General features: G+C 54.0%; 1 rRNA gene (only partly in view). It reads right to left on the reverse strand.

Annotated elements, in window-relative coordinates:
• A 16S ribosomal RNA gene (locus tag DWX59_RS28415) occupies positions 1-591 on the reverse strand (its annotated part extends 148 nt beyond the left edge of the window); the annotation flags it as partial.

Genomic DNA, 591 nt, shown 5'->3' on the forward strand with positions numbered 1-591 from the left:
CGGGCGGTGTGTACAAGGCCCGAGAACGTATTCACCGCGACATGCTGATTCGCGATTACTAGCGATTCCAACTTCGTGCAGTCGAGTTGCAGACTGCAGTCCGAACTGAGAACAGTTTTCTGGGTTTCGCTCCACCTCGCGGCTTCGCTTCCCTCTGCTCTGTCCATTGTAGCACGTGTGTAGCCCAGGTCATAAGGGGCATGATGATTTGACGTCATCCCCACCTTCCTCCAGGTTATCCCTGGCAGTCTCCCTAGAGTGCCCACCACGACGTGCTGGCTACTAAGGATAAGGGTTGCGCTCGTTGCGGGACTTAACCCAACATCTCACGACACGAGCTGACGACAACCATGCACCACCTGTCTCCCCTGTCCCGAAGGAAGGGCACCGTTACGTGCCGGTCAGGGGGATGTCAAGACTTGGTAAGGTTCTTCGCGTTGCTTCGAATTAAACCACATGCTCCACCGCTTGTGCGGGCCCCCGTCAATTCCTTTGAGTTTCATTCTTGCGAACGTACTACTCAGGCGGAGTACTTATTGCGTTAACTGCAGCACTGAGATTTGACTCCCAACACTTAGTACTCATCGTTTA

Source organism: Enterocloster aldenensis, assembly GCF_003434055.1.
Classification (GTDB): domain Bacteria; phylum Bacillota; class Clostridia; order Lachnospirales; family Lachnospiraceae; genus Enterocloster; species Enterocloster aldenensis.